Source organism: Nitratireductor aquibiodomus, from assembly GCF_900105565.1.
Lineage (GTDB): Bacteria > Pseudomonadota > Alphaproteobacteria > Rhizobiales > Rhizobiaceae > Nitratireductor > Nitratireductor aquibiodomus.
On the sequence record NZ_FNSL01000002.1, the window covers coordinates 144572 to 171450 of the forward strand.

Consider the following 26879-nt stretch of genomic DNA (forward strand, 5'->3'; position numbering starts at 1 on the left):
GATGTTAGCCCGGATGCAGGTTTCTGCAAAGGCATCGGAGGATGACATGTCGACCAGCACAGTGCTTTTTGAGAAGCGCAGCCAGATCGCGCTGCTGACGCTCAACCGGCCACAAAAGCTCAACGCCCTGAACTACGCGACCAATGACAGGCTCATGGAGCTGCTGGATCAGATCGAGCAGGATGAGACCATCAAGGCGGTGATCCTGACAGGGGCGGGGGATCGGGCCTTCTCGGCCGGCGGCGACATCCATGAGTTTTCGCAAAGCATCAAGGACGGCGTGGATGTGGCGATGCGCGATTTCGTGCGGCGCGGGCAGGCGATGACGTCGCGCATGGAGGCGTTTCCGAAGCCCATCATCGCGGCGGTGAACGGGCTTGCCTTCGGCGGCGGCTGCGAGATCACCGAGGCCGTGCATCTGGCGATCGCGAGCGAGCGGGCGCTCTTCGCCAAGCCGGAGATCAACATCGGCATCCCGCCCACCTTCGGCGGCACGCAGCGCCTGCCAAGACTGGCCGGACGCAAGCGGGCACTCGAATATCTGCTGACGGGCGATCCCTTCTGCCCCGAGCGCGCGTGCGAGATGGGCATCGTCAACCGGGTCGTGCCGCATGAGACGCTTCTCGACACGGCCTTCGAGCTCGCCGGACGCATCACGCGTCATTCACCGCTGGCAAGCGCGCGTATCCTCCATGCGGTGACGCGCGGGCTCAACACCACGATTGCGGAGGGGCTGCAGATCGAAAGCGAACAGTTTGCCAGAATGGCTGTGACCCGCGACGTACATGAGGGGCTCGGTGCGTGGATCGAGCGGCGGACGCCGCGCTATGAGGGGCGGTGATGCCACAGTTCAGGTGGCGCGGGAAGACTCGGCAACGATCCATTGCCGGAAACGCGCCATCGCGTTTGTCTGCGGCCGGTCCGAGTGCCAGGTGAGGTAATAGCGGCCGGCAGACACCGTGGTGCCAAAGGGCTGGGTCAGTCGTCCCTCGGCCACCTGACGCGCAAACATGGCGACCGGCAGAAGCGCGACGCCCGCGCCCTCAGCGGCAAGCTGCGCCAAGGCGATGGAGGAATCCAGAACCGGGCCGGTGACGGGCGGGCAGGGCGCTTGGGCCGCCTCGAACCAGCCTGGCCATTCGGCACTGCGATAGCTTCTTAAGAGAACCATCTGGGCCAGATCCGCAGGCTCCGATAGACGCAGCGCGAGGGACGGCGCGCAAAGCGGCGTCATGGGTGCTGCGACAAGGGGGGCCGCATCATTTCCGGTCCAGCTGCCATTGCCGAAGCGGATCGCCATGTCGAGCCCTTCACGCAGAATGTCGACGCGGTTGTTGTTTGTGGAGATGCGCAGGTCGACCTCCGGATGGGCGTTCTCGAAGGCGGCAAGCCTGGGCAACAGCCAGCCGAGCGCGAAGGTGGTGTTCACGCCGATCTTCAGGAGTTCCACATCGCGCCGCCCGGTGATGCGGGAAAGCGTGCGGGCAATGCCGTCGAGCCCGTGTTCCAGCACGGGATAGAGGAGGCGCCCCTCATCGGTCGGCACTAGCCCGCCGGACGCCCGCAGGAACAGGGCGACACCGAGCCTATCCTCCAGCCGGGCGATCTGGTGGCTGACGGCGGCCTGCGTGACCCGCAGCTCCTCCGCCGCCCTGGTGAAACTGCCCTGCCGCATGGCGACCTCGAACACGCGCAGCGCATTGAGCGGAATATCGGCTCTGTCCATTGGCATTACTTTATCTAATGATGCCCCTGATCATTTGTCGTTTGCGGGGCAAAGGCAAGCCGAAATATAGGGTTGTCATGACATTGTCTGATGTCATGCAAGGGCATTGCGGGGCTCCTCCGCCGGCTGACAGGCAAACGCCAGCCGGCATGAACAAGGAACAAGACATGCGTAAACTGACATCTGTTCTGTCGCGCTTCGCGGCAGGGCTCGCGCTCGGCCTGTCGCTTTTCGGCCCCGCCAGCGCAGACGAGGGCGCTGCGACGCTCTCCCAGACAGTCGAGCGAATTGAAAGCACGCTCGGCGCACGGGTGGGCATCGTGATCCGCGACACCGGTTCGGACTGGCGCTGGAGCCACCGCGCGGAAGAACGGTTTCTGATGAACAGCACGGTGAAGGCGCTAATTTGCGGCGGCGTGCTTGCCGAGCTGGACAAGGGAATGTTGACCCTCGATCAGACCCTGCCCATTCGCCAGTTCGATATCGTTTCCTATTCGCCGGTGACCCAGAAGCATGTGGGCAAGGCCATGTCGATCGCAGATCTTTGCCTTGCTACACTGGACATCAGCGACAATGCGGCAGCGAACCTCCTGATCGGGAGGCTGGGCGGACCGAAGGCGGTCACCGCCTTCCTGCGCAGCATCGGTGATCCCGTCAGCCGCCTCGACCGGCTGGAGCCGAAGCTCAACGCCTTTGCGCCCGGTGACCCGCGCGACACGACGACGCCGGCAGCCATGACCGAAACCTGGCATGCCCTGCTCCTGGGCGATGTGCTGAAACCCGCCTCGCGCACGCAACTCATTGAATGGATGAGCCATGGCGGCGTGACCGGCGCCCTGATGCGCGCCTCCCTGCCGAAAGACTGGGCGATTTCCGACAAGTCCGGCGCGGGAAGCCACACGCGCAATCTGGTGGCTATGGTGACGCCGCCCGGGCGCGCGCCCTTCCTCGTCTCAATCTTCATTTCCGACACGGATGTGGATTTTGAAACGCGCAATGGGGCGCTGAAGGATGTCAGTGCAGCCATCGTGGACGTGCTGAAACGCCGATAGGAACGATACGGACGGCGCGGCGCTCAGAAATCGAGTGCAGCGCCGTCCACCACCTCCTTCATGACGAAAAAGGTGCGCGTCTGGCGCACGCCGGGCAGGGCGATCAGCTGGCTGCCGTGCAGCCGGTTGAAATCGGCCATGTCGCGCACCCGGATCTTGAGAAAATAGTCGAAATCGCCAGCCACCAGATGGCAATCGAGAATGAAGGGCAATTTGCGGATCGCCGCTTCGAAGGCGGAAAAGCTCTCCGGCGTGGAACGGTCGAGAACCACACCAACCATGACCAGGGCCCCGCGCCCGACCGACTGCGGAGCGACCACCGCATGAACACCGCGCACATAGCCCTCCCTGAAAAGCCGTTCGGTGCGGCGGTGGCAGGTGGCGGCACTGACGCCGACAAGCTTTGCCAGATCGGCATTGCTCAGCCGGCCATCGCGCTGCAGATGCCGGAGAATGCGCATGTCGGTGCGGTCAAGATTACTCTCGATGGAAGATTCTTCCATTCAGAATCCTATCGAATTGGAAAATGGATCAGCTATTAGGTCACGTCTGCGATTCATAAGCAATCTGATGCTTAAATCTGAAAGCACATTCCGCAATTTCTCGGCTAGGCTCGCCGCAGATCAGACATCATCGAAAGGCCTGCCATGCTGGAGAAATTCGAACGCTATCCGCTCACTTTCGGCCCCACGCCCATTGAAAAGCTGGAGCGCCTTTCCGCGCATCTGGGCGGCGGGGTTTCGCTCTATGCCAAGCGGGAGGACTGCAATTCCGGCCTCGCCTTCGGCGGCAACAAGCTGCGCAAACTGGAATATATCGTGCCCGATGCGATTGCCTCAGGTGCCGACACGCTGGTTTCCATCGGCGGCGTGCAATCGAACCACACGCGCATGGTTGCAGCGACGGCGGCGAAGATCGGCTTCAAATGCCGGCTGGTGCAGGAAAGCTGGGTGCCGCATGAAGATGCCGTCTATGACCGGGTCGGCAATATTCTCTTAAGCCGCGTGATGGGTGCGGATGTCGAAATGGTGGACGAAGGGTTCGACATCGGCATCCGCGAGAGCTGGGAAAACGCGCTGAAAGACGTGGAAGCGAAAGGCGGAAAGCCCTATGCGATCCCCGCCGGCGCCTCGGTGCATAAATATGGCGGCCTCGGCTATGTGGGTTTTGCCGAAGAGGTGCGCACGCAGGAGAAAGAACTCGGCTTCACCTTCGACTATATTGTCGTCTGCACCGTGACGGGCTCCACCCATGCCGGCATGCTGGTCGGGTTTGCTGCTGACGGGCGGGCGCGCAAGGTGATCGGCATCGATGCGTCCGGCACACCGGACCAGACCCGCGCGCAGGTGCTGGAGATCGCGCGCAACACGGCGAAGCTGGTGGAGCTCGGCCGCGAGATTGCCGATGACGATCTGGTGCTGATCGAGGATTACGCCTACCCCGCCTATGGCGTGCCCTCGGAAGAGACGAAGGACACCATCCGCCTGTGCGCGCGGCTTGAAGGCATGATGACCGACCCGGTCTATGAGGGCAAATCCATGCAGGGCATGATCGACCTGGTGAAGAAGGGTTTCTTTCCCGAAGGTTCGAACGTGCTCTATGCGCATCTCGGTGGCGTGCCGGCCATCAACGGCTACAGCTATGCCTTTCGCAACGGGTGAGGGGAGAGGGGGTTATACCCCCAGAAAACGCGCAAGCGCCTGATCCACCTCCGCCAGCAATGGTGTCTCGATATGGCCTATGCGGCGTCCGAGCTTCGCCACCGGCACGGCCGCGGGCTTGTCGACCATGATCTGCGAGACGGCCCTGAGGCCGTTTTCCTGCGAGGGCGCGACGGTGATGCGGAAAAGCGGCCATTCATGCACATCGCTGGTGATCCGCAAAACCACCACAGACGGCAATTCGGCAAAGGCATCGTCCTGCACGACAAGCGCGGGGCGCGGCTTGCCATAATCGCCGGCGACAGCGATGGTCACCAGATCCCCGCGCCTTATTTCCATTCGTCACCAAAGGAAGATAGATCGTCTTCCAGCTCACGCATGACCGCCGCCTCGTCGGACGAGACCCGGCTGGCAGCGGCGGCTTCACGTGCCTGCCGCGCGGCCTCCTCCTCAAACCGGCGGCGCCTGTCCTGTTCGATCTTCTCAAGAGCGAGACCGCGCATCAGCGCACCGAGAGATTTCCGGTCTTTTCTGGCAAGACGCGCAAGCGCATTCTTCGTCTCACCATCAATGCGGAAGGTGATCGACTCTTCTTTCTGGTTTTGCATTCGCGGCATGGCACGTCCCTAGGGTTAGGACATTTGATCTTGCAAATTGTAAGATATTTTTGCGTACTTTTCAAACGATCCTGAACACTGCACCACTGCCGGCATCGCGGTAGAAATCCACACGCTCGCCATTCCAGTGATAGTCGATATGACGGCCCTGCACGGGGCTGGCCGCGCTGTCGGGATAAAAGAGGCCGACACATTCGCCGCCCGGATGGCGCACGCTCGGATAGGCAATGCCTTCGGAGCCGGCTGCGCGCAGAGCAAGGGCAAGCGCCTGTGCCTCGGCATAGTTGTCAGGGGCGAGTGCTGCATCAAAACCGCCACCACGCAGATCGTGGAGTTCTGCCTTCACGTCGAGCACGATCTCGCGGAACTGGGAGGTCCAGCCGGCGGGCTCGCCCGTTGCCGCCATGAAGCGGGCATGGTGGTGGATGGTTTCGAACAGCGCGGTCTCGAAAGAGGCCGCTACATAGAGGACGCCAAAACGTCCATCGCTGAAGCGGCTCGGGCGGTCCGGACTGACATGGGTGAAGGGCGCCATCAGAAAGGAGGCACCCGGCCCCGACACACGCCGCGCAGGCGGCACGAGATCGAGCTTGCCGATTGTTTCCATGATGCGCGGATTGGTCTTCTGCTCGGCGGAAATGAGCAGCGGCCAGTCGGCTGGATCGGCAATATCCTCGAAAAGATCGATCGGGGGATAGATGCTGCGGATGATGCGCACCGCGCCACGCCAGTCGATGGAGGCGAGGGGCGGCGTGTCACTGCCGGTCACCAGCCACCCCGCTCGGCATCGAGATAGCGGCGCACGCGCATCAGATCGGTGAGTTCGCCGCCCAGCATGATGTCGAGTGCGGTGTGGCCGTCGAACGCTTCATTGGGTCGGGAGATCCAGCGATAGGCGCGCTGGGGCTCGCGGAAGATGAGACGCAGCGCCTTGTGGATGCCAATCATGTTCGAAAGCCGCGCCCGGCCATCACGGTCGATGCGGCCAGGCCCTTCCGCTTTCCAGCGCCGATAGGTGCGCAATGGCAGATCGAGCAGGATGGCCGCCTGCTCGTCGGTGATCTCCCACAGCCGGAAGAGATTGACCGTGGCGCGAAACATCGCCGCTGCCTCGTCATCCGTTATCGGTGCGGGGCGGAATTCCTGAGTTCGGGTATCGACCGGCTGCAACTGCGCCATGCTTTTCTCCTTTTGGCATTAAATAATATAGATAATGCCATTTGGCAACTTATCCGATGGATACAGGCCAACCACATGGACCGCATGGGCCTCATGCACCCGGTGGGATGACGGCACCAGATGAGCGAAAAAATAATACCAGTTCAAAACCTGTGAAAAATCTGCCATGATGGACAGGCAAGGACAGGCCAGAGGAACCCGAGATGGAAGAAGCGGCAATTCTCGACTTTATGCGTGGGCACATCGCGCGCGGCAACAGCGCCGAACCGCTCTATCGAAGGGTCGAGATGGCGCTGGCGGAAGCCATTCATTCCTCGCGGCTGAAACGGGGGGCGGTGATCCCCAGCGAGCGGACGCTGTGTGCTGCCCTTTCCATGTCGCGCGTCACCATACGCCGCGCCATCGAGGATCTGGAACGGGAGGGGCTTTTGCACCGGCGGCACGGCGCGAAGACGGTGGTTTCCTCACGGCTGGAAAAATCGCTTTCCACCATGACCAGCTTTTCCGAAGACATGCGCTCGCGCGGGCTGGAGCCGGGCTGTATCTGGATTTCCAAGGAAACCGCGCGCCCTTCACCCGCCGAGATGATGGCGCTGGGCATTTCGGGGGGCGACCAGATCGCGCGTCTGAAGCGCATCCGCACCGCCGACGACATGCCCATCGCCATCGAGACCGCGGCTCTGCCCGTGCGGTTTCTGCCCAAACCCACAGCGGTAGGGGCTTCGCTCTACCAGGCGCTGGAGGCGCGCGGTGCCATGCCGGTACGCGCGGTGCAGCGCATGCAATCGACACCGATCACGCCGGAAGAGGCGCGTCTGCTCGAGGCGCCTGCCGACACCAGCCTGCTAGTGGTGGAGCGCCGCTGTTTTCTGGAAGACGGGCAGATCGTGGAATTCACGCAGACCAAATATCGCGGCGACGTCTATGATTTCGTGATCGAGTTGCACCGATAATACCAGTTTAAAACTGGTTGTTATCTGGTATCTGATCTGCCTATGATGCCCTGTGCAAACGGGGGAGAAAGCGTGACAGACAGCATTCAGTCGCTTGAGAACGGTCTGATCGTCTCCTGCCAGCCGGTGACAGGCGGGCCGATGGATACGGCACCCTTTGTCGTGGGCTTCGCGCTGGCCGCTCTTGCAGGCGGCGCGCAGGGATTGCGGATTGAATCTGCCCCTTATGTGAAGGCCGTGCGGGCGGCGACCGACGCGCCCATCATCGGGCTCGTGAAGCGGGATCTCGGCAATTCGCCTGTGCGGATCACGCCGTGGATCGAGGATGTGGAGGCGCTGGCGGCGGCAGGGGCGGATGTCATCGCTTATGACGCTACACAGCGCGCGCGGCCGGTGCCGACGGCCGAGCTCGTCAAGCGTATTCATGCAGCGGGAAAGCTCGCCATGGCCGATTGCTCCGTCATTTCCGATGCGCGGCAGGCGCTGGATGAGGGTGCCGAAATGGTGGGCTCGACGCTTTCGGGCTACACGGGCGGGCCGGAGCCGACGGAGCCCGATCTCGACCTGATAAGCGCTATGCGCGCGCTGACCCCCTATGTGGTCGCTGAAGGCTGCATCCGCCAGCCGCACCATGCGAGCGCCGCGCTCCAGGCCGGCGCGCGGCTGGTGGTGGTCGGTTCGGCGATCACGCGCCCTGAACATGTGACCTCATGGTTCCGTGCAGACATGGACGAGGCGATGGGAGCATGAGCAAGACGGAAACGGTTCTGGCGCTCGATATCGGCGGCACGAAAATGCTCGCTGCCCTCGTGCGCGGCGAGACCGTTGCCGACAGCGTGACCCTGCCGACCCCGAAAGGGGAGGGCGGCCCTGCGGAATGGCTGGCGACGCTGTTTGCCGAGATCGCGCACTGGCAAGGAACCTACGAGAGTGTTGGCGTGGCGGTGACGGGCATTGTCGATGACGGGCTGTGGTCGCCTCTCAACCGCAGGACACTCGACATTCCAGACCGGTTTCCGCTGTTGCAGACGGTGATGGGTCTTTCAGAAAAGCCGGCCATCGCCGCCAATGACGCGCAGGCCGCCGCATGGGGCGAATATCGATATGGTGACGGTGAGGGGGATCTCGTTTTCCTGACGATCTCCACCGGCATTGGTGGCGGTGTGGTTCTTGACGGCAGATTAAAGACCGGGCTCGCCGGCCATTTCGGCCTCGCGCTGGGGCAGGATTTCGACGGGGTTCTCGAAGATCATGTCTCGGGCAATTTCATTGCCGCCGAGGCGGCAGGCCATCAGCCGGGGGCGAGCGCGCGCGAGGTTTTTGCCGCAGCGGAGAAAGGCGAGAGCTGGGCCGAAGCCATTCTCGATCTTTCGGCACGGCGCGCGGCCATTTTGTGCCGCAACATTCAACTGACCTTCGACCCGGCGCGCATCGTGATCGGCGGTGGCATCGGGCTGGCGCCGGGCTACCGGGCGCGCATCGAGGCGCATCTTAACGATGTGCCGGAAAGGCTGAGGCCCCGGCTTGTGCCGGCGAGGCTCGGCGACAAGGCCGGCGTGGTGGGGATCGCCGACCTGGCACGTGAAACCAAGACCCAAAACCAGACAAACCAATAAATGGGAGAATGACAATGAAACCTGTTGCACGATTTGCCGCCGCCCTTCTGGGCAGCGTTTTTGCCGCCGGCCTTTATGCCGGGGCGGCCAATGCGGAAGTGACCGTGCTCGGCTGGCCGGGCGGCCCGGAAGAAACGGCGCTGCGCGCTGCCGCCGACGCCTATAACGCCAAGGACGATGTGAGCGAAGAGAACAAGGTCGAGCTTCTGTTCTTCAACCGCGACGGCTTCTGGGACAAGTTGCAGGCGGACCTTGCCGCAGGCTCGGACGCGTTCGATCTCAACCTACTCGCCACCTATTCCATCGGCCGTTACGCGCCCTTCATGGAGCCGGTTGAGCTTTCCGACGAGGCGCAGGCGCTTTATGGCGATGCCGTGCTTTCGACCATGCAGTTCGACGGCAAACAGTATGGTGTGCCGACCGACCTTTCGCTCCATTTCATGTATTACCGCAAGGACCTGATCGACGCGCTGATGAGCGATGACGATGCCAAGGCGCGCTATGCGGACATCAGCAAGGAGCATCTGGGCACGGCGATGGAGCCGAAGAACCCGGATGATTGGACCTGGGACGATTATGCGGCGACCGCGCTCTATTTCACCAAGGCGGTGAACCCCGACAGCCCGACGCGCTATGGCACGGTTCTGCAGATGAAGAACCTGCTCTTCAACATCATGGTGTGGCAGTCGACCGCGCGCTCTTATGGCGGCGACTGGATGGATGCCGATGGAAAGATCACGGTCGACTCGGAGGCATTCCGCAAGGGGCTGGAGCTCTACAAGAAGCTGTATGATGCCGGTGCGACGCCGCGCGATTCCCTTTCCTATGAATTCGCCGAGGCGAATGCCGCCTACGCGGCGGGCCAGGTGGCGGCCATGGTGCAGTGGAACGCTGCGGCAGCCGACCTGACCAATGCGGAAAAGTCCCCCGCCGTGGGCGAGGTGACGGCAACGATTGCGCCGCCAGCGGGCCCGGAAGCCCGCGCCACGCATATTCATGGTCTGGGGCTTGGCCTCAACAAGAGTGCCGAAAACAAGGAGGGTGCGAAGGCCTTCCTGAAATGGCTCTCGACCGAGGAAGCCGCCCTGATCTACGCCCGTGCGGGCGGTGCGCCCGCGCTCTCGGCGGATGCGGTTTCGGCTGTTGCGGAAGAGCGGCCGGACCTCGTGCAGCTGGGTGAATATGCCGGTGCCTATGGCTACGTCATGAATGGCGGCGCATCGGCCAACGCGCTTGCGATCTACGAATTGCAGGCGAAGGAGTTCACAGGCTACTGGTCGGGCCAGCAGGATCTCGATACGGCGTTGGCCAATGTCGAGAAGGGCATGGCGGATCTCCTGAAGTAAGGCTGGTGCTGGCCCCTCATCCGCCTGCCGGCACCTTCTCTCCGCTTGCGGGAGAGGGTGAGGGGCCGATGCCAAGCATCGAACCGATCTGAAAACCAGACCAAGACGCACCATGGAAACGACCCATCGCCTTGAATGGACGCTGCTTGCGACGCCGCTGATGGCGTTTCTGCTGGTGTGTCTCGGCTTCCCGGCCATCGTGAACCTGATCTACTCCGTCTCCGACATCAGCTTTGAGACGCTGCGGAGCCCGGAGATTTCAGGGCTTGGCAATTTTGCCGCCGTGTTGACCGACAGCGGTTTCTGGCGGGCCAACTGGTTTTCGCTGCGCTTCGGTCTGCTGACGGCCATTCTCGAATGCCTGATCGGGCTGGGGCTCGCCGTCTTTCTCGCGCCGCTCTTCAAGGATCGTAGCTGGCCGATTGCCATCTTGATGCTGCCGCTGATGGTGGCACCGGCGCTGATGGGGCTGATGTATCGGCTTGTGTTGCATGAATTCGCCGGACCGGTGCCGCATTATCTGTGGGCGTGGTTTGGCAACAGCCCGGCGTTTCTGGGACCGAACTCGGCCTTCTGGACGCTGATTGTGGTCGAGACGCTGCAATGGACGCCGTTTGCATTTCTGCTTTTTCACATGGCCTATCAGGCGATCCCGGAGGAGCTGCGGGAGGCCGCATCGATCGACGGCGCGACGGGGTTCGCCCGCTTCTGGCGCATCGAACTGCCCTTGATGCTGCCGACACTGGCGGCGGCGCTTCTGATCCGCTTCATCGACGGGTTCCGCGTGTTCGACAATGTCTATGTGCTGACCGGCAGCGGGGCGGGCGGTTCCACCACCTCGCTCTCGATCTACATCTATGAAGCCTTCTTCAAGCAGGCGGCCATCGGCAAGGCGGTTGCGGCATCGGTGATCCTGTTTGCCGCGTCCTTTGCCGTGCTTTACGGCCTCAACCGCCTTGCAAGGCGCAGGAGACGATGATGCTCAACGCGATCCGCTGGGCCGTGTTTGCCCTTGCCGCCTTTGCCATGAACTTTCCGCTCATCGTCACGCTTGTCACCTCGTTCAAGAGCGCGCGTGAGATTTCGACCAATCCGGGGCTCTGGATCAACGCGCCGACGCTGGAAAACTATGCGACGGTGCTGACGGTTTCCGACCGCCTGAATATTTTCCTATACCTTGCCAACAGCTTTGCCGTCGCGGCCATGGGCACGCTTCTGGCCGTGGCGCTGGCGCTGCCGGCGGCCTATGCGATCGTGCGCGGGCGGTTTGGTGAAAAGACGCTTCTGCCGTTGATCGTGAATTTGCGGGCGGTGCCGCTCGTCATCTTCGCCATACCCATCTACATGATGTTCCAGTTCATGGGCCTGCTCGACACGCGCTTCGGCCTTGGGCTGGTGATGACCATCGTCAACATTCCGCTGGTGCTGATCATTCTCGTCAACGCCATTTCGGACGTGCCGTTCGAGCTGGACGAGGCGGCGATGATCGACGGCGTGAGCCGCACGGGTATTCTCTTCAAGATCGTCGGCCCGGTCTGCCGGCCGGCGATCGTGACGAGCATGATCTTCGGTTTCATCACCGCGTGGAACGAGTTCCTGTTCGGCCTGATGCTGACCACCTCGAAAGCCGTTCCGGTGACGGTCGGGGCGTCGTTCTTTTTCGCGGCGTCGGGTGGCGGTGTGCAATGGGGCGTGGCAGCGGCGGTGATGATGGTGGGCGCCCTGCCGCCCATGCTGCTCGGGCTCGTCATGTATCGCAAGATCAGCGGCACGATGATGGCCGGTGCCGTGAAGGGGTAGTCAGGACCCGTTCTTTGTCCGGTGGAAGGCGACCAGTGCATTAGCATGGCCGTGGCCGAGGCCATGCTCGGATTTGAGCTCCGCCACCATCTCCATATGTTTCTTGCCGGCCATTTTATCGATGACGGACAGCCAATGATCGATTGGCTGCCCATAGGTCTTTTCGATGGACGGGAAATAGGAAGCGGGGCCTTTCACTTTTGGCTTTTCCGGCATGGCGTTTCACTCCTGCAGGCTATTGTGTGCACCTTAACCGCAAGACGATTGAAACATCCGGTTTCCGACATGCCCAGCCAGATTCACCCGATCCGCTCTTGCGTCTGCGGGTCGAACAGCACCGCCTTGTCGAGATTGAAGGCGAGGCGGGCGGTCTGGCCGGCGGAGATGGGTGCATCGGCGCGCAGGCGGGCGACGATCTCACGCCCGCCGAGCCGGGTGACCGCGAATGTGTCGGAACCGGCGGGCTCGATCACCTCGATCTCGCAGTCAAGTTCGCTGACCTGCCGGGCATTGCGGTCGGCGCTGTCGGGGTCCGTCAGCGCTTCAGGCCGGATGCCGAAGACCACCTCCTTGCCGTCGCGGCCTGCAAGCGCGCCATTGGCGCCTGCCATGGGCAGGGTGAGCGGCGCGCCATCCTCGCGCTCCATGACAATGGCGACATCGCTGCCATCGGCTTTCACCTTCGCCGGGATGAGGTTCATGGAGGGCGAGCCCATGAAATCGGCAACGAAAAGATTGTTGGGCCGGTTGTAGATCTCGGCCGGGGTGCCGAACTGCTGAAGAACGCCGTCTTTCAGAACGGCGATCTTGGTGGCCAGTGTCATCGCCTCGATCTGGTCGTGCGTGACATAGACGATGGTGGTGCCCATGCGCTGGTGCAGGCGCTTGATCTCGGTGCGCATGTCGACGCGCAGCTTAGCGTCGAGATTGGAAAGCGGCTCGTCGAACAGGAACACCATCGGATCGCGCACGAGCGCCCGGCCCATGGCGACACGCTGGCGCTGACCACCGGAAAGCTGGCTCGGCTTGCGGTCGAGCAGCGCGCCGATCTGCAGCGTTTCGGCAACCTTGGCAATCGCCGCGTCGCGCTCCGCCTTGGCAATGCCACGGATTTCCATGCCGAAGCCGATATTCTCGGCCACGGTCATGTTTGGATAGAGCGCATAGGACTGGAACACCATGGCGATGTCGCGCTGCGAGGGGTGGAGATCGTTGACCACCTTGCCATTGATGCTGATCTCGCCGCTGGTGATGGCTTCAAGCCCGGCAATGGTGTTGAGCAGGGTGGACTTGCCGCAGCCGGACGGGCCGACGAGCACCAGGAAGCCGCCCTCTTCGATTTCGAGGTCGATGCCCTTCAGCACATCCACCTTGCCGAAGGATTTTCTGAGATTGTCGATCTTGAGAAAGGCCATGGGCTTATCCTTTGACGGCGCCGGCCATGAGGCCGCGCACGAAATAGCGTCCGGAGACGATGTAGACGATCAGGGTGGGCAGGGCGGCAAGGATCGCGCCGGCGAAATGGACATTGTATTCCTTCACGCCGCCCGACGAAGACACGAGGTTGTTGAGCGCCACCGTCATCGGCTGGGAATCGAAATCGCCGAAGGAAACGCCGAACAGGAAGTCGTTCCAGATATTGGTGAACTGCCAGATGACCGTGACCACGATGATGGGCGCGGAGGAGGGCAGGAGAATGCGCCTGAAAATCTGGAAGAAGCCCGCGCCGTCGATCTGCGCCGCGCGGATCAGCTCCGTGGGGAAGGCCGCATAATAATTGCGGAAGAAGAGCGTGGTGAAACCGAGGCCATAGACCACGTGGATCAGGACCAGTCCCTGTGTCGTGCCGGCAATGCCCAGAAGCCCCAGAATGCGCGCGGCTGGAATGAGCGCGATCTGGAAGGGGATGAAACAGGACAGAAGAATGAGCCCGAAGACGAGGTCATCGCCCCTGAAACGCCATTTGGTGAGCACATAGCCATTGAGCGCGCCTAAAATGGTGGAGATGGCCACGGCGGGCACCACCATGAGGATGGAATTGAAGAAATAGGGTTTCAGACCCGTCGGCTGCACGCCCACCTGTGCGCTCGACCAGGCCTTGGCCCATGGCTCGAAGGTGAAGACATCGGGCAGGGCGAGCATATTGCCCTGGCGGATCTCGTCGAGCGGCTTCACCGAATTGACCAGCATCACGTAGAGCGGCAGGAGATAATAGACCGCAAAGACGATGAGGACGGAATAGATTGCGGCGCGGGCAAGCCTGTTGCCGCTGACGCCTGCGGTTTTCTCAGCGCTCATCTCTGCCTCCCCGGCTTCAGTTCGGAATAGAGATAGGGGATGATGATCGAGAAGATCATCACCAGCATGATGATGGCTGACGATGCACCAATGCCCATCTGGTTGCGGGTGAAGGTGTAGGAATACATGAAGGTGGCCGGCAGTTCGGTGGCCTGACCGGGCCCGCCGCCGGTGAGCGCGATGACGAGGTCGTAGGACTTGATGGCCAGATGCGCGAGCACCACGAAGGCGGACAGGAAGACCGGGCGCATCATGGGAATGATGATGCGGCGATAGATGGTGACATTGGACGCGCCATCCATCTGCGCAGCCTTGATGATTTCGCTGTCGACGCCGCGAAGGCCCGCAAGGAACATAGCCATGACAAAGCCCGAGGACTGCCAGACGGCGGCGATGACCACCGTGTAGATCGCCAGCGTTCGGTCCTTGATCCAGGCGAATTCGAAGCTTGCCCAGCCCCATTGATGCATGGTGTTTTCAAGCCCGATGCCGGGATCGAGAAACCATTTCCACGCCGTGCCGGTGACGATGAAGGAGAGCGCCATCGGGTAAAGATAGATGGGGCGTAAGAACCCTTCGCCACGGATTTTCTGGTCGAGCAGGATCGCCAGAAAGAGACCGAGCACGGAACAGATGATGATGTAGAGCGAACCGAAGATCGCCAGATTGGTCAGCGCCCGCCACCAGTGGCGCAAATTCCACAACTTCTCGTAGTTCTCGAACCCGACGAAGCCATAGGACGGCAGCATGCGCGAATCCGTCATCGACAGGTAGAACGTGTAGAGGATGAAGGCGTAGACGAAGATCAGGATCAGCGCCATGCTCGGGCTGAGCACCAGGCGCGGGATGATCTCCTGCAGACGATTACGGTTCATTCTGGTTTTCCGTGTTCAACGGTGTGGGGTGGTTGCACCCCCCTCTGTCCTGCCGGACATCTCCCCCTCAAGGGGGGAGATTGGCAGTTGCAACGACGACCCCATCTATTTCCATCTACAGCTGGCGAAGCCATAGATGCCATCCAGTCTCCCCCGTGAGGGGGAGATGCCTGGCAAGGCAGGGGGGGGACGCCTGTGCCCCTGATGCTGCCGCCGTTACTGCGCGGCAGCGACGGCGTTCTGAAGCTCTTCGACGGCCTCTTCAGACGTCAGTTCGCCATTGAAGTGCTGCGTGACCACATCGTTCACCGCGTTCTTCACAGCAGCCGGTGCGCCGTGGCCATGGGCCATGGAGCCGAACAGGCCGCCGCCGGCATTGGCCTCGGCCAGATCGGCCATGCCCTTCTTGCCGCAATCGTCGAACGCTTCGTTCGGCACGTCGGTACGCGCGGGCACGGAACCCTTCACCACGTTGAAGGCGGACTGGAACTCGGGGTTCATCACGGAGGACGCCATCATCTGCTGCGCCTTCTGCTTGTCTTCGCCGACCTGGAACATCACGAACTGGTCGGAGTTGAAGGTCACCGAGCCCTGGGTTCCGGGGAAGCGGATGCAGACGAAATCCTCGCCCGGCTTCTTGCCGGCCTTGAGGAACTCGCCCTTGGCCCAGTCGCCCATCATCTGCATGCCGCCCGTGCCTTCGATGACCATGGCCGAAGCCAGGTTCCAGTCACGGCCGGAGAAATTGTCGTCGACATAGGTGCGCAGCTTCGCCATGCGGTCGAAGGCTTCCTTCATCTTGTCGGAGCCGAGCGCCTCGGGATCGAGATCGTTGAGCGCGGCCTTGTAGAAATCATTGCCGAGCGAGAGAACGACGGCCTCGAACACCGTGGCGTCCTGCCATGGCTGACCGCCATGGGCGAGCGGGGTGATGCCGTTTTCCTTCATCTTGTCGAGAACGGCGACGAGCTCTTCCCAGCTCTCCGGCGCCTTGCCGCCGGCGGCATCGAGCGCGGCCTTGTTGATCCACACCCAGTTTGTCGAGTGGACGTTCACCGGCGAGGCAATCCAGTTGCCGTCATATTTCGAGAAGTTCTGGAGGGCCGCCGGGACAACGTCGGCCCAGCCTTCTTCCTCGGCGACAGCGTTCAGATTGGCGACAACGTCCTGTTCGGCCCAGTCGATGATGTCGAAGCCAAGCATCTGCACGGCCGTCGGCGCGTTGCCTGCGGTGACGCGGGCGCGCAGCGCGGTCATGGCAGCCTCACCGCCACCACCGGCGACCGGCATGTCCTGCCAGGTGACGCCCTTGGATTCCAGATCTTCCTTGAGAACGTTCAGCGCGGCGGCCTCGCCGCCAGACGTCCACCAGTGCAGAACCTCAACCGTGTCCTCGGCCACGGCATTGCTGCCGGCGGCCATGGAAAGAAGGGCAGTGCCCGCCGCCAGCGCGGCGAATTTGCGAATGGTCATGATACTCCTCCCAATGGGATCGCTTGCTCCTTTGCGATCTATCTATTTATAACGTTATAAATCCCATACAGGTCAATCAGATTCTTGCCTGTTTGACGGGAGGAGATAAAACATTGAAAACCAAGGGGAATTTTTCCGAGTTTTTCACCTCATCCGTGTGGAAACATAAATTTATATCGATTGAAATGACGGTTTTTGGCGAATCCGGCGCCATCGAAGGCCGTTCAGCGGCAACCGGGAGGAGATGACATGGCGCGCCGATCAGACCGCCCCACATTGCGGACCATCGCGGAGATGACCGGCCTTGCCGTCACCACCGTTTCCCGCGCGCTGCTCGATGCGCCGCAGATCGCATTCGAGACGCGCCAGCGCGTGCAGCGCGTGGCGCGCGAGATCGGCTACCAGCCCGACCGCGCCGCGCGGCACCTGCGCACGGGGCGCACCAATGTAATCAGCTTTGTGCTCGACCCTCATGACGAATTGCTGGGCTTTTCCACCTCGATGATCAGCGGCCTGGCGCGCGCCCTGCGCGACACCCAGTATCATCTGGTGATCACACCGCATTTCGCCGAAGTGCCCTCGATCGATCCAATCGAGTACATCCTGCGCAACCGGATGGCTGACGGCGTCGTCTTTTCGCGGACCGAACCGAAGGATCCGCGCGTCAAACTGCTGATGGAAAACGACTTTCCCTTCGTGTCGCACGGGCGCACGGATCTCGGGGTCGAGCACGCCTTTGTGGACTACGACAACGCAGCCTTTGCCCGAATGGCGGTCGAGCGCCTTGTATCGAAGGGCCGGCGCCGGCTGGCGCTGATCCTGCCGCCGGACCGGTTCATGTTCCGAAGGCACCTGCGCGACGGGTTTCAGGAGGCCGTGGAGAAAAGCGGCGTCGCGTCGGAACTGCCGGGCGACATCAATCTCGACAGCGATGCGGCCGACTTATACGCATGGCTGAGCTGGCGGCTGAAACAGCCCGAACCGCCGGATGGAATGGTGTGCGCCGGTGAGGTTTCCGCACTTTCGATCATGGCCGCGCTGAGCGATCAGGGTCTTACTGTGGGCAGGGATTTCGACCTTGTGGTCAAGCAGACCTCGCTGCTCTACGACGAGGTGCGCCCGCGCATCGATGCCGTCTACGAGGACATCGCGGAAGCGGGCGAAAACCTCGGCAGATTGCTGATCCGAAGGATCGCCGGCGAAAGACCGGGTGCGCTGCAGTTTCTGCAGGAGCCTGTCCCGCGCTTTGCCGATCTCGGCCACGGAACCCGCGCCGCCATCGGCACGCACCAGACCGCATGAGGCAGGTCAGCAGCCGGCCGCGCCCTCCCTGTCTTCGAGCAGACCACGCAGCGCGGCGATCATTTCGGCAACTTCCTGATTGTTGACCACATTGATGGAGAGCAGTTCCATCGCCCGCACCCCGTGCACCACCAGAAGAGCGATCACAGCGAGGGACGGATCGCTCGCGGTGGCTTTCATCTGGTCGAGCACTTCGCGCTCGTATTTCTGGACCGGCTTCAGGAAATCCGGGTTTTCAGCCAGCGCGGCCAGCAGGCCGGACGGCGGCGGCTGGCATTCCTTCCGCTCCTCGACAAACAGGTCGATATAGGCCTGCACGACGCCATTGGTGCTCTTTTCATGCGCCTGTTTGCGCTCCTGGAACTTGTCGTACTCTTCACTGATGAACCCCTCGACAAGGGCTTCGAACAGTTTCGACTTGCTGGAAAAGTGATAAAGCAGCCCGCCCTTGGAGACGCCCGCGCGCGCAGCGACCGCATCCAGAGACATGCTGGCAGCACCCGCCTCACGGACAATCTCGGCTGCTGCATCAAGGATTTTCTCCCGTGCGCCGGAGCTCGGTCTCACCATTCCTGACATCCTGAAGCTTGACAATACCGTCCAGACGGTACAGTAAAGCGTCGACATTTGGCAAGCCAAGTTTGCGATGCGCTCTTGTTCAGGAGCGGCAGCGTCGCTATCTGCGCCACTCTTATGTAAACTAATCGATATTATTCCCAATGCCTCCGGGGTCTGACGACATGATCAAGCGTCTTCTCATTGCCATCGTCCTGCTTGCGCTCGTTGCGGGCGGCATAGTTGGCTTCAATATGTTCCGGGATCAGGCGATCCAGCAATTCTTCGCCAACATGCCCGTTCCCACCGTCACCGTTTCGACCGTCGAAGCGGAGGAAGGGAAATGGACGCCCGCAATCGAGGCTATCGGTACCGTCAACGCCAACCAGGGCGTTGACCTCACGGTCGAGACCACCGGCATCGTCACGGAGGTCCGCTTTGAAGCCAACCAGCAGGTCAAGGCCGGCGACGTTCTCCTCCAGCTTGAGGACAACATCCAGCAGGCCGATCTGAGCGCCTCGCGCACCCAGGCAGCACTGGACCAGCAGGCGCTCGATCGTGCCCGCGAACTGCGCAGCCGCGGCGTGAGTTCCGGCGTTTCCCTCGACAATGCCGAGGCCGCCGCCCAGGCGTCCGCAGCGCAGGTGCAGAAGGCAGAAGCCGTCCTGCAGCAGCGCCAGCTTCGCGCGCCGTTCTCCGGCACGATCGGCATTCCGCGCATCGACAAGGGCCAGTATCTCTCGCCGGGAACGATCGTCGCCACGCTGCAGGACATCGAAACGATGCGCGCGGACTTCACCGTTCCCGAGCAGCAGCTCGGAAATCTGAAGATCGGCCAGCCGGTGCGGCTTTCGCTCAACAATGACAGCGAAGAGTTCGAAGGCGAGATCACCGGCATCGACCCGAAAGTCGATCCTTCAAGCCGCCTCGTTTCGGTGCGCGCGCGCATCGACAACACGTCCGGCAAGCTCACCCCCGGCCAGTTCGTGCAGGTGCAGGTCATCCTGCCGGAAGAAGACGGTGTGATCTCGCTGCCGCAGACCGCCGTCGTTACCAGCCTCTACGGCGACTATGTGTTTGTTGCCAGGAAGCCGGAGAACGCAGATGAAGGCGCGGAAGGCGAGGAGAAACTCGAGGCCCGCCAGACCTTCGTGCAGGTCGGTCGCCGTTCCGGAAACCTTGTGGAAGTCCGCTCGGGCGTCGAACCCGGCGACATCATCGTGACAGCCGGACAGAACCGCCTCTCCAACGGCACCCCGGTTGCCATCGACAACACGATCAATCCCGGCAGTTCAGAGAGCTCCGGCAAAGAAAACTCCGGCGCGCCAGAGACCGGGCAGAAGCCGGCCAACGATGACGCCAAGGCGGAAGAGGCGGCAGCCCAATGAGTTTTTCCGACATCTTCATCCGCAGGCCGGTCCTTTCGACCGTCCTCGGACTGCTGATCCTGCTGCTTGGCTTCCAGGGACTGTTCAACCTGCAGGTTCGTCAGTATCCGGAGGTCGAGGAGACGGTGATCACCGTCACCACGATCTATCCCGGCGCCAGCGCCGACCTGATCCAGGGTTTTATCACGGCCCCCATCGCACGGGCGGTGGCGACGACCGAGAACGTGGATTACGTCACGTCACAGAGCCGCCCATCGGCGAGCACGGTCAGCGTGCAGATGCGGCTTGGCTCGGACCCCGACGTCGCGCTGACGGAGGTTATGTCCAAGGTGCAGCAGGTGCGCAGTGAACTGCCTGCGGACGCCAAGGACCCGACCATCGTCAAGGGCACGGGCATGCAGTTCGCCACCATGTATCTGGCGATGCAGAACCCGAACATGTCGAGCGAACAGCTCACCGAATACATCGAACGCGTTATCCGCCCGCGCATGTCGACCATCCCCGGCGTTGCCGAGGTGCAGATCATCGGTGCGGCGAACTATTCGATGCGCGTGTGGATCGACCCCGTGCGGCTGGCTGCACGCCAGCTTACCGCGGCCGAGGTGTTAGCCGGCATCAAGGCATCGAACTTCCTTGCCGCACCCGGCAAGACCGAAAACGAATATGTCGCCTACGCGATCTCGATGGAGTCCACGCTGCAGACGCCGGATGCATTTGGAGCGCTGCCACTGAAGGCATCGGGCGACGATGTGGTGCGTCTGCGCGACGTGGCCGATATCGAGCTTGCCGCCGAGAGCACGGACATGGTGGTGAGCTTCAACGGTCAGCCAGGCACCTTTATCGGCGTCTTCCCGACACCGGGCGCCAATCCGCTCGACATGGCGGGTGCCGTGACGAAGGAGCTGCCGTCGATCCAGTCGAGCCTGCCTGAAGGCATGAGCATCGAGGTTCTTTACGACGCGACAGAATCCATCAGCGCCTCCATTGACGAGGTCTTCAAGACCATCATGGAAGCGGTGCTGATCGTTATTGTCATTATCCTCCTGTTCCTTGGCTCATTCCGCTCGGTGCTGATGCCGATCGTGACGATTCCGCTTTCGCTCATCGGCGTCTGCTTCATCCTGTTCGCGCTCGGCTATTCGATCAACCTCCTGTCGCTGCTGGCCATGGTGCTGGCTATCGGCCTGGTGGTGGATGACGCCATCGTTGTGGTGGAAAACATTCACCGGCATATCGAGGAAGGGCTCTCGCCCCGCCGCGCAGCCTTTGTCGGCATGAAGGAGATCACGGGCCCGGTTGTCGCCATGACGATCACCTTGGCGGCCGTCTTTGCGCCACTCGCCTTTACCGGCGGCCTGACCGGCTCGCTGTTCCGCGAGTTTGCGATGACGCTTGCCGGCGCCGTTGTGATTTCCGGTGTCGTCGCGCTTACGATCACGCCGATGATGTCGGCGCGCATTCTCAAGCGCGGCAACCACAGCCGGTTCCAGATTATCGTCGACACCACGTTCGAAAGGCTTGCCAATTTCTATGAACGGATGGTCAGCGGTTCGCTCAAATACCGCCCCGTCACGATGCTGGTGGTGCTCGTCCTTCTCGGGCTGACCGGTTTCATGTTCATGAATACGTCCAGCGAGCTGGCACCGGAGGAAGACGAGGGCGCACTGTTCTCGCTGATCACCGCGCCATCCTATGCGACGACCGACTATACCACCCTCTACACGACGCAGATGCGTGAGCTGACCAAGGATCTCCCCGAGCTCAAGGCCAACTTCTCCATCGTCGGCTTTGGCGGGCAGACCAATTCGGGCATCGCGCTCTGGGCCTTCAAGGACTGGGCGGATCGCGAGCGGTCGCAGAAGGAAATCCAGCAGGATATCCAGGCAAGGCTCTCCGGTATCGCCGGCGTCGAGGCCCTCGTCTTCGCGCCGCCTTCGCTTCCCGGCGCCGGCGGTGGTCTGCCGATCTCGCTCGTGATCCAGTCGACAAGCGATTCGGCGCGCGTCTTCGAGGTAGCCGAGAAGATCAAGGAAGAAGCGCAGGCCTCGGGCCGCTTCATCGTCGTGCAGAACTCGCTCGCCTACAACGCGCAGCAGGTTGTGGTGACGGTGGACCGAAATCGGGCCGCAGCACTCAACCTGCCGGTTTCCGATGTTGGCACGACACTCAGCCTGCTTGTCGGCAGTGGTTCGATCGCGCAGTTCGACCGCGATTCAAACAGCTACGACATCATCATGCAGGTGCCGCAGGAATACCGCGAGAATCCGGAAAGGCTGGGCGACTTCTTCGTGCGCAGCGCGACGGGCGAGATGGTGCCGCTTTCGGCGGTCATCACCGTGTCAACCGATGTTTCGGCGGCGGCGATCGAGCAGTTCAACCAGTTGAATTCGGCAACGATCTCGGCCCTGCCGGTGCCCGGTGTTTCGACCGGTGACGGCCTCGCCGTGATCGAGGACATAGCCCAGAACACCATCCCGGACGGCTTCTTCATCGAGTATTCGGGCCAGTCGCGGCTTGAAGTGGAGCAGGGCAACACCATCCTGATCGCCTTCGCGCTCGCCGTGGTGGTGATCTATCTGGTGCTGGCCGCCCAGTTTGAGAGCTTCCGCGATCCGCTCATCATCATGATGACGGTGCCGCTGTCGATCTTCGGCGCCATTCTGCCGCTCAATCTGGGACTGTCGACGCTGAACATCTACACCCAGGTGGGCCTGATCACGCTCATAGGCCTGATCACCAAGCACGGCATCCTGATGGTGGAGTTCGCCAACCAGCAGCGAGAGGAGCACGGCCTGTCGCGCGTCGAGGCGATCGTCGCTTCGGCCAAGGTGCGCCTGCGCCCGATCCTCATGACCACGGCCGCCATGGCGCTCGGCGTCGTGCCGCTGATCATGGCGGCAGGTGCGGGCGCTGCGGCGCGCTACTCGATGGGTCTTGTCATCTTTACCGGCCTGATCATCGGCACCATGTTTACGCTGTTCGTGGTCCCGATGTTCTATACCTACATTTCCAAGGCGAGGCTGGTGACCGAGGAAGACGACCACCCGGGCGAACAGGCGCAGCCCGCGCCGGCCGCTGAATAGCAGCAAGGTCAGGCCCCGCTTCGGCGGGGCCTTTCTTTTGGGTCATTCAGGCGACTCATTTTTTGTTTTCCCCGGCAATCCGAATTGATTGGAGCGACCGGGCGCTTCCTTCCTTCTCGCCACATTCTTGATGAGGGTGGCATCCGGGATGAACCCGGGGTCGGGCATTTCAATTCCCTCCAGGGTCAAGACCTGGAAGGGGACATCCGAAAGGAAGGAATTCCATGATGATACTTCGAACAGGACTGCGTACCGTCGCGGCTGCCTTTACCATTTCTGCCGGCGCGGCCATGATCTCGCCGGCCCTGGCCCAGGATGCCGTACCTTCGCCGGCGCCCCAGGCGCAGGCGCAGTCATTCGACGATCAGAAGCTGCAGGCCTTCACCGTGGCATTTCTCGCCGTCAGCGGTGTGAAGGAGCAATATACGGAACGGTTCCGTCAGGCGCCTTCGGAAGACGAGAAGCAGAAGGTTCAGGTCGAGGCGACACAAGAGATGGAACAGGCCGTCGACAAGACGGAGGGCATTTCGGTGGATGAGTACAACCAGATCATCCAGTCGGCCCAGACCGATGAGGCGCTGGCCCAGAAGCTGAACGGCATGATCGGCGAAGCCGCGAAGTCACAGCAGTGACGTGAACGCGGGGAAGGGGCGTCGTCAGACGCCCTTTTCCAGCTCCTCAAACAGCGCGACCACCGCATCGCGGGCAACGGCGATGTGATAGCGCAGCGCCTCGCGCAGTTCGTCTCCGTCGCGCTTCCTCAGCGCATCCATGATTGGCTCGTGGGTCTCGGCCATGCGCTGCGGATCGTCGTAGATCTTGCCGATCAGAGTGATGCCGGCGCGCATCTCGGTCGCCAGTTCATCGTAGACCCTTATGAGACGGGCATTCCCGCTCGCCTTGCAGATCATGCGGTGGAAGGCGAAGTCTTCGAATATCTGTGTCTCGATCGATGCCTGGCCTGCCGTACCGTAAAGACGGCCAAGCTGCTTTTCCAGAGCGGCGATGTCGGCATCCGTGGCACGTTCCACGGCGAGATAACCCGCATGCAGCTCCAGGCCGATGCGCAGCTCGTAGATGTCGCGCATCTCGCTCGCGCTGAACGTGCGCACGAAGAAGCCGCGTCGCGGTGAAAAGGTGACAAGGCCCTGGCTTTCAAGAAGCCGGGCAGCCTCGCGGACAGGCGCGCGGCTGGTACCGAACTGACGCGATAGCTGAAGCTCGGTCAGCCGCTCGCCGGGCTTCAGATGTCCCGTGACAATCGCCTCGGTAATCTGCCGGGCAATCTGCGTCACCAGATCCGTCGTGGACACTTCCGAAAACACGCTCACGGCCGTTTCCTCAAAACTTCCCCTCCCAATGACATCGCAGCGAAGACGCGGCGGATGCCGATCCACTATGACAGGCAAAATGCCGATTGTCGACAATTGACACTTTGTCACGCCTGTGCTTGCCTGTCTCCCAACAAACGGCTCTGAGGGGAGCCGCGCAAAAACGACATGGACACCGTTCGGCACCGGGCGGTTCGCGCGAGGGAGATGTTGATGAACGTTCAGCCCCAACCGGTTTCGGCGGCCGATACCGGGCAGCCACGCGAGAGGATCGAGTTGGCCGCCGCCTACCGCCTGATCGCGCATTATCATCTGGACGACAGCATCTTCACGCATATATCGGCCCGCGCGCCGGCGGCGGAAGGCGAGCACGCCTTCCTGATCAACCCGTTCGGCCTGCGCTTCGACGAGGTGACGGCTTCGAGCCTCGTGACCGTCGACATCAATGGCGACATCCTGCGCGACAATCACGGCGCGGGCATCAACAAGGCCGGTTTCACCATCCACAGCGCGGTTCACGCGGCGCGACCGGATGTTCATTGCGTGCTCCACACGCACACGGTTGCCGGCGTTGCCATCTCTTCCATGGAAGAGGGCATACTGCCGCTGAACCAGTGGTCGCTGCAATTTCACAACCGGCTTGCCTTCCATGACTATGAAGGCATCGCGCTCGATCTGGGCGAGCGCGAGCGGCTTGTGGCCGACCTCGGCGACCGCAATGTCATGGTCCTGCGCAATCACGGGCTTTTGACCTGCGGGCGCACGGTGGGCGAGGCTTTTGCGCTAATGTTCAACATGGAGCGTGCCTGCCGCGCCCAGCTCGCCATCATGTCTTCGGGCGGCAGGCAGATCCGCATCGCCGAGGAACTGGCCGAGAAAACGGCGCGTCAATATGAGGGCTGGGACACCCACCACACCGGCAACAAGCCTGACCCGCAATGGGAGGCGTTTCAGCGCCTCGCCATCAAGCACTATCCCGACCTCGTGGAATGAGGCCGGACTGAAGCAAAGCCACCATCCCGGCCGGTCAAGGGAGAACGACCTCTCGCCGGGCAACAGATAAGGGAACGAAAGCCATGCTTAAAAGACTGACCACACTTGCCGCCGCCATGCTGGTTTCAACGGCGCTTCATGCCGAGCCGGTCTCGGGCGGGCGCGCCAATGTCGTGATCCAGCCCGAACCGCCAAGCCTGATGATGGGTCTGGTCCAGAACGGCCCAACACAGATGGTTGCCGGTCAGATCTATGAGGGTCTGCTGCGCTACGACGAGAAGCTGCAGCCCATGCCGCAGCTCGCGAAATCCTGGGAGGTTTCCGAGGACGGCCTGACCTATACTTTCAAGCTGCACGACAATGTGAAATGGCATGACGGCAAGCCCTTCACCTCCGCCGATGTGGTGTTTTCCGCCGATGTCTTCCTGCGCGAGACGCACGCGCGCCTGCGCACCTCGCTGGAGCATGTGGAATCCATCACCGCGCCCGACGACACCACGGTCGTCTTCAAGCTGAAGCAGCCCTTCGGCCCGTTCCTCGGCATTTTCGAGGCCGGCACGATGCCGATGGTGCCCAAGCACATCTATGAAGGCACGGACTACAAGAACAACCCGGCCAACAACACGCCGATCGGCACCGGTCCGTTCAAGTTCACCGAATGGGTGAAGGGCTCGCACATCCTACTGACCAAGTTCGAGGATTACTACGAGGACGGCAAACCCTATCTCGACGAGATCTACTGGCATGTGATCCCGGACGCTGCCTCGCGCGCCGTTGCCTATGAAACCGGCGTGGTGGACATTTTGCCCGGCGGCTCGGTCGAGAATTTCGACGTCCAGCGGATCGCCGACATGGAGAACACCTGCATCACCGACAAGGGCTGGGAGTATTTCGGTCCGCTGTCGTGGATGTGGCTGAACAACCGCGAAGGCCCGACGGCCGACAAACGCTTCCGCCAGGCGGTCATGTATGCGATGGACCGCAACTTCGCCCGCGACGCGCTGTGGAACGGTCTCGGCAAGGTTGCCAAAGGTCCGGTGTCCTCGTCGACGCGTTTCTTCACCGACGACGTGAACGCATATGACCACGATCCGGAGAAGGCAAAGGCCCTGCTCGAAGAGATGGGTTATGACGGCGAGACCGTGCGCCTTCTGCCTCTGCCCTATGGCGAGACCTGGCAGCGCTGGGCCGAGGCCGTGAAGCAGAATCTCGGCGAAGTGGGCATCAATGTCGAGATCGTCTCCACCGATGTGGCCGGCTGGAACCAGAAGCTGGCCGAGTGGGACTACGACATGGCCTTCACCTATCTCTACCAGTATGGTGATCCGGCACTGGGCGTGGCCCGCACCTACATTTCCACGAACATTGCCAAGGGCTCGCAGTGGAACAATGTGGAAGGCTACGAGAACAAGGAGATCGACGATCTCTTTGCCAAGGCGGCAGTTGCCGTGACGACGGAGGAGCGCCAGAAGCTCTACACCGAGGTGCAGCAGAAACTGGTGGACGACGTGCCGGTTGCCTGGCTGCTCGAACTCGGCTTCCCGACAATCTATCGCTGCAGTGTCAAGGATCTCGTCACCACGGCAATCGGCGTGAATGACGGCTTCAAGGACGCCTATATCGAAAAATAG

The 26879-nt window shown here is 61.8% G+C and carries 28 protein-coding genes; 15 read left to right on the plus strand and 13 right to left on the minus strand.

The genetic code is table 11. From position 1 onward, the window contains the following. Positions 1-46: 46 nt before the first annotated feature. A complete protein-coding gene (locus tag BLW55_RS19820) occupies positions 47-841 on the plus strand; it encodes a crotonase/enoyl-CoA hydratase family protein (RefSeq protein WP_090330135.1) in 795 nt (264 codons plus the stop codon). Positions 842-850: 9 nt separating this feature from the next. Here the strand turns inward: BLW55_RS19820 and BLW55_RS19825 are convergent, their stop codons facing one another. Then, positions 851-1726 carry a LysR family transcriptional regulator gene (locus BLW55_RS19825; RefSeq protein ID WP_090330136.1) on the minus strand — a complete coding sequence of 292 codons (876 nt, stop codon included), beginning with the start codon at positions 1724-1726 and terminating at the stop codon, positions 851-853. Between the two features lie 167 nt (positions 1727-1893). Between BLW55_RS19825 and bla the strand changes: the two genes are divergently transcribed. Then, complete coding sequence (gene bla / locus BLW55_RS19830; RefSeq protein WP_025031288.1) at positions 1894-2778, plus strand: class A beta-lactamase; 885 nt, start codon at positions 1894-1896, stop codon at positions 2776-2778. A 23-nt stretch (positions 2779-2801) separates the two neighbouring features. Here the strand turns inward: bla and BLW55_RS19835 are convergent, their stop codons facing one another. Then, a complete protein-coding gene (locus BLW55_RS19835; RefSeq protein WP_007007316.1) occupies positions 2802-3281 on the minus strand; it encodes an Lrp/AsnC family transcriptional regulator in 480 nt (159 codons plus the stop codon). Between the two features lie 144 nt (positions 3282-3425). Here BLW55_RS19835 and BLW55_RS19840 point away from each other — a divergent pair, with 144 nt between their 5' ends. Beyond that, positions 3426-4439 (plus strand): 1-aminocyclopropane-1-carboxylate deaminase, encoded by a 1014-nt coding sequence (locus tag BLW55_RS19840; protein WP_090330137.1) that lies wholly within the window; start codon positions 3426-3428, stop codon positions 4437-4439. A 12-nt stretch (positions 4440-4451) separates the two neighbouring features. Here the strand turns inward: BLW55_RS19840 and BLW55_RS19845 are convergent, their stop codons facing one another. From BLW55_RS19845 to BLW55_RS19860, 4 genes are all read right to left on the minus strand, one after another. Beyond that, positions 4452-4778 (minus strand): type II toxin-antitoxin system PemK/MazF family toxin, encoded by a 327-nt coding sequence (locus tag BLW55_RS19845; RefSeq protein WP_086008133.1) that lies wholly within the window; start codon positions 4776-4778, stop codon positions 4452-4454. Beyond that, positions 4769-5056: a hypothetical protein gene (locus tag BLW55_RS19850; protein ID WP_025031291.1), complete on the minus strand. Its 288-nt coding sequence runs from the start codon at positions 5054-5056 to the stop codon at positions 4769-4771. The genes BLW55_RS19845 and BLW55_RS19850 overlap by 10 nt, the downstream gene beginning before the upstream one ends. 61 nt (positions 5057-5117) lie before the next feature. Continuing rightward, positions 5118-5825: an RES family NAD+ phosphorylase gene (locus BLW55_RS19855; RefSeq protein WP_090330138.1), complete on the minus strand. Its 708-nt coding sequence runs from the start codon at positions 5823-5825 to the stop codon at positions 5118-5120. Further along, positions 5822-6235 (minus strand): MbcA/ParS/Xre antitoxin family protein, encoded by a 414-nt coding sequence (locus BLW55_RS19860; protein ID WP_090330139.1) that lies wholly within the window; start codon positions 6233-6235, stop codon positions 5822-5824. The genes BLW55_RS19855 and BLW55_RS19860 overlap by 4 nt, the downstream gene beginning before the upstream one ends. A 203-nt stretch (positions 6236-6438) precedes the next feature. Between BLW55_RS19860 and BLW55_RS19865 the strand changes: the two genes are divergently transcribed. The 6 genes from BLW55_RS19865 (at position 6439) to BLW55_RS19890 (ending at position 11950) form a co-directional block, all read left to right on the plus strand. Further along, on the plus strand, positions 6439-7188 hold the full coding sequence (locus BLW55_RS19865; protein WP_090330140.1) for a GntR family transcriptional regulator: 750 nt from the start codon (positions 6439-6441) through the stop codon (positions 7186-7188). A gap of 72 nt (positions 7189-7260) precedes the next feature. Continuing rightward, positions 7261-7938 (plus strand): N-acetylmannosamine-6-phosphate 2-epimerase, encoded by a 678-nt coding sequence (locus BLW55_RS21120; protein ID WP_090330141.1) that lies wholly within the window; start codon positions 7261-7263, stop codon positions 7936-7938. Then, entirely contained in the window at positions 7935-8804 is an 870-nt protein-coding gene (locus tag BLW55_RS21125) for an ROK family protein (RefSeq protein ID WP_090330142.1), read from the plus strand. Before BLW55_RS21120 ends, BLW55_RS21125 begins: the two co-directional genes overlap by 4 nt. Positions 8805-8818: 14 nt before the next feature. Then, positions 8819-10150, plus strand: a complete 1332-nt coding sequence (locus BLW55_RS19880; RefSeq protein WP_025031293.1) for an extracellular solute-binding protein — start codon at positions 8819-8821, stop codon at positions 10148-10150. A gap of 112 nt (positions 10151-10262) precedes the next feature. Continuing rightward, positions 10263-11129 (plus strand): carbohydrate ABC transporter permease, encoded by an 867-nt coding sequence (locus BLW55_RS19885; RefSeq protein ID WP_090330143.1) that lies wholly within the window; start codon positions 10263-10265, stop codon positions 11127-11129. Further along, positions 11129-11950, plus strand: a complete 822-nt coding sequence (locus BLW55_RS19890) for a carbohydrate ABC transporter permease (RefSeq protein WP_090330144.1) — start codon at positions 11129-11131, stop codon at positions 11948-11950. The genes BLW55_RS19885 and BLW55_RS19890 overlap by 1 nt, the downstream gene beginning before the upstream one ends. Here BLW55_RS19890 and BLW55_RS19895 read toward each other — a convergent pair whose 3' ends face one another. From BLW55_RS19895 to BLW55_RS19915, 5 genes are all read right to left on the minus strand, one after another. Continuing rightward, positions 11951-12166 (minus strand): DUF4287 domain-containing protein, encoded by a 216-nt coding sequence (locus BLW55_RS19895; RefSeq protein WP_007007305.1) that lies wholly within the window; start codon positions 12164-12166, stop codon positions 11951-11953. A gap of 83 nt (positions 12167-12249) precedes the next feature. Further along, the gene (locus tag BLW55_RS19900) at positions 12250-13365 is read right to left on the minus strand and encodes an ABC transporter ATP-binding protein (RefSeq protein WP_090330145.1); all 1116 of its coding nucleotides are present in this window, start codon (positions 13363-13365) and stop codon (positions 12250-12252) included. A gap of 4 nt (positions 13366-13369) precedes the next feature. After that, positions 13370-14248: a carbohydrate ABC transporter permease gene (locus BLW55_RS19905; RefSeq protein ID WP_025031298.1), complete on the minus strand. Its 879-nt coding sequence runs from the start codon at positions 14246-14248 to the stop codon at positions 13370-13372. Continuing rightward, complete coding sequence (locus BLW55_RS19910; RefSeq protein WP_090330146.1) at positions 14245-15123, minus strand: carbohydrate ABC transporter permease; 879 nt, start codon at positions 15121-15123, stop codon at positions 14245-14247. The genes BLW55_RS19905 and BLW55_RS19910 overlap by 4 nt, the downstream gene beginning before the upstream one ends. A gap of 216 nt (positions 15124-15339) precedes the next feature. Beyond that, on the minus strand, positions 15340-16596 hold the full coding sequence (locus BLW55_RS19915; protein ID WP_007007301.1) for an ABC transporter substrate-binding protein: 1257 nt from the start codon (positions 16594-16596) through the stop codon (positions 15340-15342). A 249-nt stretch (positions 16597-16845) separates the two neighbouring features. Between BLW55_RS19915 and BLW55_RS19920 the strand changes: the two genes are divergently transcribed. Next, a complete protein-coding gene (locus BLW55_RS19920; protein WP_090330147.1) occupies positions 16846-17898 on the plus strand; it encodes a LacI family transcriptional regulator in 1053 nt (350 codons plus the stop codon). A 6-nt stretch (positions 17899-17904) separates the two neighbouring features. Here the strand turns inward: BLW55_RS19920 and BLW55_RS19925 are convergent, their stop codons facing one another. Next, the gene (locus tag BLW55_RS19925; RefSeq protein ID WP_007007300.1) at positions 17905-18468 is read right to left on the minus strand and encodes a TetR/AcrR family transcriptional regulator; all 564 of its coding nucleotides are present in this window, start codon (positions 18466-18468) and stop codon (positions 17905-17907) included. Between the two features lie 170 nt (positions 18469-18638). Here BLW55_RS19925 and BLW55_RS19930 point away from each other — a divergent pair, with 170 nt between their 5' ends. The 3 genes from BLW55_RS19930 to BLW55_RS19940 all read left to right on the plus strand — a co-directional run bounded on the left by BLW55_RS19930 (position 18639) and on the right by BLW55_RS19940 (position 23556). After that, on the plus strand, positions 18639-19841 hold the full coding sequence (locus tag BLW55_RS19930) for an efflux RND transporter periplasmic adaptor subunit (protein WP_210184121.1): 1203 nt from the start codon (positions 18639-18641) through the stop codon (positions 19839-19841). Then, positions 19838-22924, plus strand: a complete 3087-nt coding sequence (locus tag BLW55_RS19935; RefSeq protein WP_090330149.1) for an efflux RND transporter permease subunit — start codon at positions 19838-19840, stop codon at positions 22922-22924. The genes BLW55_RS19930 and BLW55_RS19935 overlap by 4 nt, the downstream gene beginning before the upstream one ends. A gap of 224 nt (positions 22925-23148) precedes the next feature. After that, a complete protein-coding gene (locus BLW55_RS19940) occupies positions 23149-23556 on the plus strand; it encodes a DUF4168 domain-containing protein (protein ID WP_090330150.1) in 408 nt (135 codons plus the stop codon). A 24-nt stretch (positions 23557-23580) separates the two neighbouring features. Here the strand turns inward: BLW55_RS19940 and BLW55_RS19945 are convergent, their stop codons facing one another. Next, a complete protein-coding gene (locus BLW55_RS19945; protein ID WP_007007297.1) occupies positions 23581-24255 on the minus strand; it encodes a GntR family transcriptional regulator in 675 nt (224 codons plus the stop codon). A 213-nt stretch (positions 24256-24468) separates the two neighbouring features. On the opposite strand from BLW55_RS19945, the gene BLW55_RS19950 reads away from it, so the two are divergent. Next, positions 24469-25248, plus strand: a complete 780-nt coding sequence (locus tag BLW55_RS19950; RefSeq protein WP_090330239.1) for a class II aldolase/adducin family protein — start codon at positions 24469-24471, stop codon at positions 25246-25248. 83 nt (positions 25249-25331) lie between these two features. Further along, positions 25332-26879, plus strand: coding sequence for an ABC transporter substrate-binding protein (locus BLW55_RS19955; RefSeq protein ID WP_090330151.1), 1548 nt, complete (start codon positions 25332-25334; stop codon positions 26877-26879).

What these genes read in the sequence shown, in the direction of transcription:
- BLW55_RS19820 (WP_090330135.1), top strand. Translation starts at nt 47, where the DNA reads ATGTCGACCAGCACAGTGCTTTTTGAGAAGCGCAGCCAGATCGCGCTG.
- BLW55_RS19825 (WP_090330136.1), bottom strand. Translation starts at nt 1,726, where the DNA reads ATGGACAGAGCCGATATTCCGCTCAATGCGCTGCGCGTGTTCGAGGTC.
- bla (WP_025031288.1), top strand. Translation starts at nt 1,894, where the DNA reads ATGCGTAAACTGACATCTGTTCTGTCGCGCTTCGCGGCAGGGCTCGCG.
- BLW55_RS19835 (WP_007007316.1), bottom strand. Translation starts at nt 3,281, where the DNA reads ATGGAAGAATCTTCCATCGAGAGTAATCTTGACCGCACCGACATGCGC.
- BLW55_RS19840 (WP_090330137.1), top strand. Translation starts at nt 3,426, where the DNA reads ATGCTGGAGAAATTCGAACGCTATCCGCTCACTTTCGGCCCCACGCCC.
- BLW55_RS19845 (WP_086008133.1), bottom strand. Translation starts at nt 4,778, where the DNA reads ATGGAAATAAGGCGCGGGGATCTGGTGACCATCGCTGTCGCCGGCGAT.
- BLW55_RS19850 (WP_025031291.1), bottom strand. Translation starts at nt 5,056, where the DNA reads ATGCCGCGAATGCAAAACCAGAAAGAAGAGTCGATCACCTTCCGCATT.
- BLW55_RS19860 (WP_090330139.1), bottom strand. Translation starts at nt 6,235, where the DNA reads ATGGCGCAGTTGCAGCCGGTCGATACCCGAACTCAGGAATTCCGCCCC.
- BLW55_RS19865 (WP_090330140.1), top strand. Translation starts at nt 6,439, where the DNA reads ATGGAAGAAGCGGCAATTCTCGACTTTATGCGTGGGCACATCGCGCGC.
- BLW55_RS21125 (WP_090330142.1), top strand. Translation starts at nt 7,935, where the DNA reads ATGAGCAAGACGGAAACGGTTCTGGCGCTCGATATCGGCGGCACGAAA.
- BLW55_RS19880 (WP_025031293.1), top strand. Translation starts at nt 8,819, where the DNA reads ATGAAACCTGTTGCACGATTTGCCGCCGCCCTTCTGGGCAGCGTTTTT.
- BLW55_RS19885 (WP_090330143.1), top strand. Translation starts at nt 10,263, where the DNA reads ATGGAAACGACCCATCGCCTTGAATGGACGCTGCTTGCGACGCCGCTG.
- BLW55_RS19890 (WP_090330144.1), top strand. Translation starts at nt 11,129, where the DNA reads ATGCTCAACGCGATCCGCTGGGCCGTGTTTGCCCTTGCCGCCTTTGCC.
- BLW55_RS19895 (WP_007007305.1), bottom strand. Translation starts at nt 12,166, where the DNA reads ATGCCGGAAAAGCCAAAAGTGAAAGGCCCCGCTTCCTATTTCCCGTCC.
- BLW55_RS19900 (WP_090330145.1), bottom strand. Translation starts at nt 13,365, where the DNA reads ATGGCCTTTCTCAAGATCGACAATCTCAGAAAATCCTTCGGCAAGGTG.
- BLW55_RS19905 (WP_025031298.1), bottom strand. Translation starts at nt 14,248, where the DNA reads ATGAGCGCTGAGAAAACCGCAGGCGTCAGCGGCAACAGGCTTGCCCGC.
- BLW55_RS19910 (WP_090330146.1), bottom strand. Translation starts at nt 15,123, where the DNA reads ATGAACCGTAATCGTCTGCAGGAGATCATCCCGCGCCTGGTGCTCAGC.
- BLW55_RS19915 (WP_007007301.1), bottom strand. Translation starts at nt 16,596, where the DNA reads ATGACCATTCGCAAATTCGCCGCGCTGGCGGCGGGCACTGCCCTTCTT.
- BLW55_RS19920 (WP_090330147.1), top strand. Translation starts at nt 16,846, where the DNA reads ATGGCGCGCCGATCAGACCGCCCCACATTGCGGACCATCGCGGAGATG.
- BLW55_RS19925 (WP_007007300.1), bottom strand. Translation starts at nt 18,468, where the DNA reads ATGGTGAGACCGAGCTCCGGCGCACGGGAGAAAATCCTTGATGCAGCA.
- BLW55_RS19930 (WP_210184121.1), top strand. Translation starts at nt 18,639, where the DNA reads ATGATCAAGCGTCTTCTCATTGCCATCGTCCTGCTTGCGCTCGTTGCG.
- BLW55_RS19935 (WP_090330149.1), top strand. Translation starts at nt 19,838, where the DNA reads ATGAGTTTTTCCGACATCTTCATCCGCAGGCCGGTCCTTTCGACCGTC.
- BLW55_RS19940 (WP_090330150.1), top strand. Translation starts at nt 23,149, where the DNA reads ATGATGATACTTCGAACAGGACTGCGTACCGTCGCGGCTGCCTTTACC.
- BLW55_RS19950 (WP_090330239.1), top strand. Translation starts at nt 24,469, where the DNA reads ATGAACGTTCAGCCCCAACCGGTTTCGGCGGCCGATACCGGGCAGCCA.
- BLW55_RS19955 (WP_090330151.1), top strand. Translation starts at nt 25,332, where the DNA reads ATGCTTAAAAGACTGACCACACTTGCCGCCGCCATGCTGGTTTCAACG.